Origin of the sequence: Piscibacillus sp. B03 (assembly GCF_052246295.1) — a bacterium.
GTDB lineage: Bacteria > Bacillota > Bacilli > Bacillales > Alkalibacillaceae > Piscibacillus.
This window is the reverse complement of the sequence record NZ_JBQQCO010000021.1, coordinates 52,038-58,823: the sequence shown is the minus strand read 5'-3', so window position 1 is coordinate 58,823 and position 6,786 is coordinate 52,038. Positions and strand designations below refer to the sequence as shown.

Below are 6,786 nucleotides of genomic sequence, written 5' to 3'. Positions count from 1 at the left end.
CTCGTTTGACTTCTTCTGGATAAAATCTATTTTTACCCATAAAGAAAAACACCTCCTAAATTGTCGATTAATATTACATACGACTTAGGGGGTGTTTTTTCCTGTCTCATATTATTGGGTCACTCTAAACATTGGTGAGTTTTATCCTAAGTAATGAAATTTTGCCTCTACTCGAGCAGTAATATCTAACTGTCCAGGTTCGATTTGTGTTCCAGCCGTTTCTGTTAAAGTGTATGTTTGATAAGTTGTCGGTTGGTCGCTTGATCGTTCAATTATTTTTACTGGCACCAGGTCAATTTCTGTATTCATAGCCTCTGCTAATGTCTCTGCTTTAGCCACCGCATCTTCTAAAGCCCGCGTAATACTCAATTGGTAAAACACTTCTGGATGACTAACGGAAAATTGTATATCCATCACTTGATTTACGCCCGCTTCAACTGCAGCATCAATCACTTGGCCGACATTCGCAATTTCATCAATCGTCACACTTAATATATGTGACACCTGGTATCCACGAAATTGTTGGACACCATCAACATAATCATACTGAGGTTGAATGGAATAGTCGACTGTTTGTATATCCTGTCTTGCCACCCCTTCGTTCATCAAACTGCGAATCACCTGATTGATTAAATCAGCATTTTGACGCTGAGCGACTTGAAGACTTTCATCTCTAGTCACTACACCAAGAACCACTTGTGCCATGTTTGGCTCAGTTGTAACAGTACCTTCACCCATAACCGTCATTACTCGTTCATCATGTCTATCATAACCTGTCATATCTCTCTGCCACACCTAACCCTTTCATATTTTACTACTCATACTATTTCATGCTTTAAAAGCTAGGTGTGTGAATCAATTTATGTACTTAATTATGACATCAGACTTTGAATTCGTTCTAAGTTACTAATGATATTAATGATCGGCAACAAATTAATAGCAATTCCACTATTTAAAGTAGATTTCCAGATTGTCTCTCGTTTTACCTTAATGTTATAAAATAACAATATTATCGACATGACGATGATGAACATCTGAAGAAAATAATTAAATTTTAAGCGATCTATGCTTGGTTCAATGTAGTTAGCGGCATGGGGGTTGGGCTCCTCATTAAAGTCCTTAGTTATATATCCTTCCTCTTGTCCTAACAAATCATATTGCACAACCGTCACGACATGTCCTTCCTTTGAGGCGAAATCATAACCACCCGGCATGAACGACCAGTTAAAAACTAACACGTATGATAACCCTAACCAACCTATGAATAAAAAGAAGAAAGCTCTTATGATTCTTCCATTAAACTTTAAATCGATCGTCTTCTCTTGTCCCAACAAATCACCCCAACTCTACTAAGTAAAAAAGCCCACTTATGGACGTTTTTAGTAGTCTAGTTCATCTAATAAAAAAGAGCTCTCTTCTCCCGTACTTGAATTTATGGCTCGTTTGTAGTCACCATAATCCATAATTAAAAAGGTTTCACCGTTATAAATAATCTTCTCAACCAATTCCCCTTCAAGTCGTTCTAAGGTTTCGTAATTTATAAACGCATTTGTGATGTCTTTTTCCGTTAAATCTAATGATTCTCTTACTTTTTCAGAACTATATCCCGCAAACTTCCATTCTTCGTTTTCTTTTAGGAATATCACATCATACTTAATCGTCTCTGCAAACGCCTCATCTCCTAGCTGGATATAGCTAAGGGTAAATTTTTCTTCGGTGAATTCTTTTAACTCAAATCGTGTATTCATACCACCTGGGTGGAGTACCTCATATAGATGGTTATACATAAAAAATTCTTCAAAATACGTCACTGCCCATTGATCAATTTCGGATTCCGATATTTGATCAGCAAGCTGTTTTTTCGTTACTTCGACTCCGCTCTTATAGCCCTCAGATTGCTCATCTAATCCGTACCAATCTGGATGCTCTTCTTGGAGTTCTTGCATCAACTCAATTGATTTAGCTAGATTCTCTTTCGTAATCACCTTGGCTTCTTCCAGGCTTATAACTGGATTCATTGCAGGTTCTTCAGGCGTTTTCTCTATTTCTCCAACTATTGTCTCTTCACTGACTTGTTCAGGTTCTCTATTAAATTCGTTCTCAGATTCAGTTTGGTTTACCTCTTCTTTAACTGGCTCCTCAACCTGTGGTTTGTCCACCTCAGCATGATCTTGACAGCCTAAAAGTATGAACATTGCTAGCACCACCACAATCAACTTCACTAGACCACCCCCACCGCAACCATCAGATATTTGTCCTTATTTTAATTGAAAAGTTTTCAAAAAGTCTATGTTTTTCGACATTTTTTCTAAAAAGCCAACTATCGTCTATGGTCATTAAGTCTTGTTACATCTTATGTATATATCTAAATATTAAGACGATGGTATTGGTGAAAAGTTTCAACGCTATCATAATTTACGACATATACGCCTGACCTTTAATATAGGAATGAGTAAAAGATGTTGTGATCAGGGCGTTGAGCCATCTATAATGACGAGGATTGTCTAGTAAATGATAATTTTGTCTAGTATTATAAAAAATTGTCTAGTAAAGTATCCACTCATTTATACAATTTTCCTACCCTCGTTCATTTCCAGCCCCTTTTATAAAGTATCGAATTCCTTTTCCAGCCATGCCCTCATCTTTATAACGAGGTAACACGTGCATATGCGCATGGAAAATCGACTGCCCGCCAACCTCACCGCAATTCCAACCGACATTATAACCGTCGGGATTGTGGTCCCGGTCAAGGTAATTTTTCACATCTTGCAACAATGAATATGTTGAGCCCCACTCTTCTTTTGTTAAATCAAAAACAGTTTCGCGATGGCGTTTTGGTACGATTACGCCTGCTCCCTCAAGTACGACTCCTTTTTCTTGAAAATAATCTAACTGAAGAAAATAACAATGTTTATTTTCCATCATTACTGATTGACGCTGATCCAACTCTGGGTAACAAAATACGCAATCACTTATGTGTTCCATCCGTTCCACTTCCAATTCTTAATCACAGCCTTTCCTTGTTCGACTGCCTCATAACAATCTGAAATAAGCTCATCACTATAATTAAAGTCCACCTTTGCTTCTATAAACTCATCTTCATCTAAGAGTTCTATATCCTCACCTGGTCTTAAAATTAAATCAAGTTCATAGTCCGTATATGTAATCGTCTTCCCGTCAAATTCAGCTGGTGATGCGATGTTCATATAGATATCCTGTGCCACGCCATCTTCAGTGTACGTCTCAAACGCATTGAACGGTTCATTTAACCAAAAGTAGAATATTAAATGATTTCTTGCGTACCAAGTTTCCTCTTCACCATAAATTGGATCACCAATTCTTTGAATAACCCTTACTTCATGTTGATCGGAATCTAGTAATTCGGTTTCAAAGTGACGATAAACCCTGCCGTCTGCTTTTTTAGCTTTGATATGTATTTTGTTCCCCATTTTGTCATCCCCCTCTAAATTTTGCGTATTCCCATTAAATAGAATTCAATAAAACATTCATATTTCCTTTTTCTAAAGTAAATGTGAGGTTTACGCTAAGTGAAAATCGGTTAATAAACACATAAGATTAAACTTGCTTTTTACACAGAAGAAGTGTTAATATATCGATAATTTAACCTAAAAAGGAGGACATGACATGAGACGTGTAACATTAGAAGACATTTATGTTCATCCGATTTCTCAGAAGTACATTCGTCGCTCTGGTATGGCCCACGCAATTTCTGTGGCTCATTACTCCTACGAACTTGCGAAAGAGCACAACGTCAACCCTGACCTTGCAGCAAAAGCTGGCTTCTTACACGATATTGGTCACTACACCTGGTACAACAATGGCGAGTGGGACTATGATCAATATAAAGCGTTTGATATTCACCCAATAAAAGGTGCTGAGCGTGCTCACAAGCTTCTCGTACGTCTAGGTGAGGATAAGCATGCGGCCAAAGAGATTGCACATGCAGTTCTTTTTCACACGGAGTCCGCACTACCCGTTGGAGAGTTTGAACGCAGCCCGCTTCAGGAAGTTGTACACCTTGCTGATGAATTGGACAAACAACCCGATGATGCTCATCATTACCGCCAGATCGACCGAAAGAATGAACTACAGCGTGTACGTGATTTAGATAACAAATTGGACCAGTCAGCAGCTCTTACAGGTTCATAAAAAAAGCATCTGCCCATTGCGAACAGATGCTTACATATTAACTTCCAAACAATGGCCAACCTTTTTGCTGTGCGAGTTTTTCCATATCCTCATCTGGATTAACCACCACAGGATAATCGACCATGTCCAATAATGGTCCGTCACTTTGACTATCAGCATACGCCCATAGTGTGACATCATCAACAGTCAAGTTACGATTCTGAAGCCATTCTTGAACTCTTTCTGCTTTTTTATCACCATTTACAATATCCCCCATTTTACCAATGGCGATATCATTTTCATCGTAGAAAAGCTCAGATCCTATAATATCCGCTTCCTCTAAGCCAACAGCTTCTCTAAATGCAGTTAAAAATGGATTTAACGCACCTGATAGGATGACAACCTTGTCCCCATTTTGCAAATGCTGTTTAACCTTATCAACCAATGGACGATTGACACGCTCGAGGTCACCATACGCTAATGCATGGAAAAACTCCTCAAGCTCTTTTTTAGATTTTCCTTTAAATGATTTGACGAAAGAACGGAAAAACATATGCTTTGCTGGATCTTTTCCACTCGTAACCAACTTACCAAGTGCCTTAAAAGTTCCAAGACCAACAACTGCCCACTGCTTAGCACCGTACTGCTTCTTTGCGACATCAAACATCACTTTAAACGAATTTCCCTGATACAACGTGCCATCGAAATCAACTGTAATGACTCTCACATGAACACCTCAATTACTTCCGTTAGATTTGATTTCTATTTTAGCATAAAATGGGAAAATTGCATTTCATATACCATTATCTATCCCAATTCCATAACTCAACCTCACCAAGTTGTTCACCTTGAACGATTTCATTCTCTTCTAATTTCAACAACTCTTTCACAGGCCCTGTCACAACTGCTCCATAAACGGTGAATCCTTCTTCTTGAAGGTATTGATATTTTTCTTCTAATTTATAAAGGCCTAGGAAATCCTCATAATAACTTTTTCGCTTATCTAGAAGCCCTTCCATATTTTTGAGCATCAACCTCTTACTATCTTCAACAGTGCTTTCATGAAAGCCGTTAATTTGTACCGACGGCCTATATTCATCATCATGATTCATACCACCTGAAAGTCCAATCAGGTTATGAACAGAAATCGTTCTGTCATTGCCGCCCCAACTCATTGGTTCATATTCTTTAAACTCTCCAGTATATAACGGCATCCATAAAATTTGAATGTCATACTCACTTAACACATTGACTAACTCGCTTGCTTCCATGTAATCAGTCGTTGAAAATGCTAATTCTCCAACTGTACCCTCAGGCAACATATCTAAAGTTTCCCACACGTCTGGTTCTGAATTACCGGTTAGTTGACGGTCTGTTCGTGGGTCTACTGGTAAAGAAAAAGAAAAATCATTCAACGTCTCTTTTCCTGGATGAGTGAATTGAATACTTGAGAATCCATTAAACAGTCTCTTTGTAACGTGCGCTTCCCCAATAACAAGATTTTCACTACCCACTCTTTTTTGTAAGTTATATCTAAGACGATTCGTTCCAAAAGCTGATACGTCCCCATCCAAATGAAGATTAAGGTCCCCTCTTACATTAGGGTGTGTCCATTCAATAGCTAATTTTGAATAATAGGCGTTTTCGTGACTGATATTCAATTTATCTGCTACCAAATGAACTAATATCATATAAATGACATACACCATAAAAACCAACAACAAAATACGTAGAATCCGAAAAGCCAATGTGAATTTTGACTTTTTCAAGATCCGTTTCTCAAAATCTTTACTCCAATCCGTCATAAGTCCACCCCTTCCTTTTCGCTAAACTAGCTAAACGCTTACGCGCCCTATAAAGTGAGACTTTTACTTGTTCTTCAGAGAGTTGCAACGTATCCACGATTTCTTTATATGTAAACTCTTCAAATTCCCTTAAGTAAATTAATGTACGATACTGTTCGGGAAGGTAACCTATCAAGTCATGAACTTGTTGGTTCGTTTCATCAGAAATCACTGACTCTTCTGGAATTCCATAAGGACTAATCATTTCTTCTTTTGCGGTAAAAAATGATACTAAGGGCACTATCTTCCGTCGTTTCTGTTTTCTCCATTCATCTAAGTATGCATTACGTGCTACTTTGAACAGCCATGCACGCGCCTCCTCGCCTTCGTATTCATTCAAATGAATGGTTGCTCTTACAAATGTTTCTTGTGTAAGGTCCTCAGCAAGTTGTTCAGAACCACACATTTTTAACAAATAAAAGTAGAGGGCCTTGGCATATCGCTCATATAATATTTCTAACTGATTATGTCGCATAAGGCCCCCTCTTTTCTTCTTCTTTACTTACACGTTTTTCTAAATAAAATGTTACAGTAAAAATTCTCATCAACTTGTCCAGTTCACCACAAAAAAGAAGAGCCCGATGTCGAGCCCTTCAGATGGGGTTGTTGTCATGCTAGCTTAGCAATAAAAAGATGCACCAACGATAATTAGAAGGATAAACAATACAACAATTAGCACAAAGCTGTCATTGTAACCATAACCTTTGTTCATACTAAGGCACCTCCCTAAGTGATTTCTATTTCATGTTATGTCTAAAAATAATTTTTGTATGGGCAAGAATAGGAAGGTACA

General features: G+C 38.0%; 10 protein-coding genes. 1 reads left to right on the top strand and 9 read right to left on the bottom strand.

Features of this window, described 5'->3' with window-relative positions:
- Positions 1-141: 141 nt before the first annotated feature.
- The 5 genes from ACTWQB_RS13610 to ACTWQB_RS13590 all read right to left on the bottom strand — a co-directional run bounded on the left by ACTWQB_RS13610 (position 142) and on the right by ACTWQB_RS13590 (position 3,449).
- A complete protein-coding gene (locus ACTWQB_RS13610; RefSeq protein WP_443139741.1) occupies positions 142-780 on the bottom strand; it encodes an SIMPL domain-containing protein in 639 nt (212 codons plus the stop codon).
- A 92-nt stretch (positions 781-872) separates the two neighbouring features.
- Positions 873-1,331 (bottom strand): hypothetical protein, encoded by a 459-nt coding sequence (locus ACTWQB_RS13605; RefSeq protein WP_443139740.1) that lies wholly within the window; start codon positions 1,329-1,331, stop codon positions 873-875.
- Positions 1,332-1,379: 48 nt separating this feature from the next.
- On the bottom strand, positions 1,380-2,222 hold the full coding sequence (locus ACTWQB_RS13600) for a hypothetical protein (RefSeq protein WP_443139739.1): 843 nt from the start codon (positions 2,220-2,222) through the stop codon (positions 1,380-1,382).
- 355 nt (positions 2,223-2,577) lie between these two features.
- On the bottom strand, positions 2,578-2,985 hold the full coding sequence (locus tag ACTWQB_RS13595) for an HIT family protein (protein WP_443139738.1): 408 nt from the start codon (positions 2,983-2,985) through the stop codon (positions 2,578-2,580).
- Complete coding sequence (locus ACTWQB_RS13590; RefSeq protein ID WP_443139737.1) at positions 2,973-3,449, bottom strand: DUF402 domain-containing protein; 477 nt, start codon at positions 3,447-3,449, stop codon at positions 2,973-2,975. Before ACTWQB_RS13590 ends, ACTWQB_RS13595 begins: the two co-directional genes overlap by 13 nt.
- A gap of 196 nt (positions 3,450-3,645) precedes the next feature.
- Here ACTWQB_RS13590 and ACTWQB_RS13585 point away from each other — a divergent pair, with 196 nt between their 5' ends.
- Complete coding sequence (locus ACTWQB_RS13585; RefSeq protein WP_443139736.1) at positions 3,646-4,170, top strand: HD domain-containing protein; 525 nt, start codon at positions 3,646-3,648, stop codon at positions 4,168-4,170.
- 37 nt (positions 4,171-4,207) lie between these two features.
- Here ACTWQB_RS13585 and ACTWQB_RS13580 read toward each other — a convergent pair whose 3' ends face one another.
- The 4 genes from ACTWQB_RS13580 to ACTWQB_RS13565 all read right to left on the bottom strand — a co-directional run bounded on the left by ACTWQB_RS13580 (position 4,208) and on the right by ACTWQB_RS13565 (position 6,705).
- Positions 4,208-4,876 (bottom strand): HAD family hydrolase, encoded by a 669-nt coding sequence (locus ACTWQB_RS13580; RefSeq protein ID WP_443139735.1) that lies wholly within the window; start codon positions 4,874-4,876, stop codon positions 4,208-4,210.
- Positions 4,877-4,952: 76 nt separating this feature from the next.
- Positions 4,953-5,954 (bottom strand): anti-sigma factor, encoded by a 1,002-nt coding sequence (locus ACTWQB_RS13575; protein WP_443139734.1) that lies wholly within the window; start codon positions 5,952-5,954, stop codon positions 4,953-4,955.
- Positions 5,938-6,468 carry a sigma-70 family RNA polymerase sigma factor gene (locus ACTWQB_RS13570; protein WP_443139733.1) on the bottom strand — a complete coding sequence of 177 codons (531 nt, stop codon included), beginning with the start codon at positions 6,466-6,468 and terminating at the stop codon, positions 5,938-5,940. The genes ACTWQB_RS13575 and ACTWQB_RS13570 overlap by 17 nt, the downstream gene beginning before the upstream one ends.
- A gap of 144 nt (positions 6,469-6,612) precedes the next feature.
- On the bottom strand, positions 6,613-6,705 hold the full coding sequence (locus tag ACTWQB_RS13565; RefSeq protein ID WP_279401330.1) for a YjcZ family sporulation protein: 93 nt from the start codon (positions 6,703-6,705) through the stop codon (positions 6,613-6,615).
- Positions 6,706-6,786 lie beyond the last annotated feature (81 nt).

Excerpts from the sequence above, each read along its gene's own strand:
- ACTWQB_RS13565 (WP_279401330.1), bottom strand. The coding sequence starts at position 6,705 with ATGAACAAAGGTTATGGTTACAATGACAGCTTTGTGCTAATTGTTGTA.
- ACTWQB_RS13570 (WP_443139733.1), bottom strand. The coding sequence starts at position 6,468 with ATGCGACATAATCAGTTAGAAATATTATATGAGCGATATGCCAAGGCC.
- ACTWQB_RS13595 (WP_443139738.1), bottom strand. The coding sequence starts at position 2,985 with ATGGAACACATAAGTGATTGCGTATTTTGTTACCCAGAGTTGGATCAG.
- ACTWQB_RS13585 (WP_443139736.1), top strand. The coding sequence starts at position 3,646 with ATGAGACGTGTAACATTAGAAGACATTTATGTTCATCCGATTTCTCAG.
- ACTWQB_RS13575 (WP_443139734.1), bottom strand. The coding sequence starts at position 5,954 with ATGACGGATTGGAGTAAAGATTTTGAGAAACGGATCTTGAAAAAGTCA.
- ACTWQB_RS13610 (WP_443139741.1), bottom strand. The coding sequence starts at position 780 with ATGACAGGTTATGATAGACATGATGAACGAGTAATGACGGTTATGGGT.
- ACTWQB_RS13590 (WP_443139737.1), bottom strand. The coding sequence starts at position 3,449 with ATGGGGAACAAAATACATATCAAAGCTAAAAAAGCAGACGGCAGGGTT.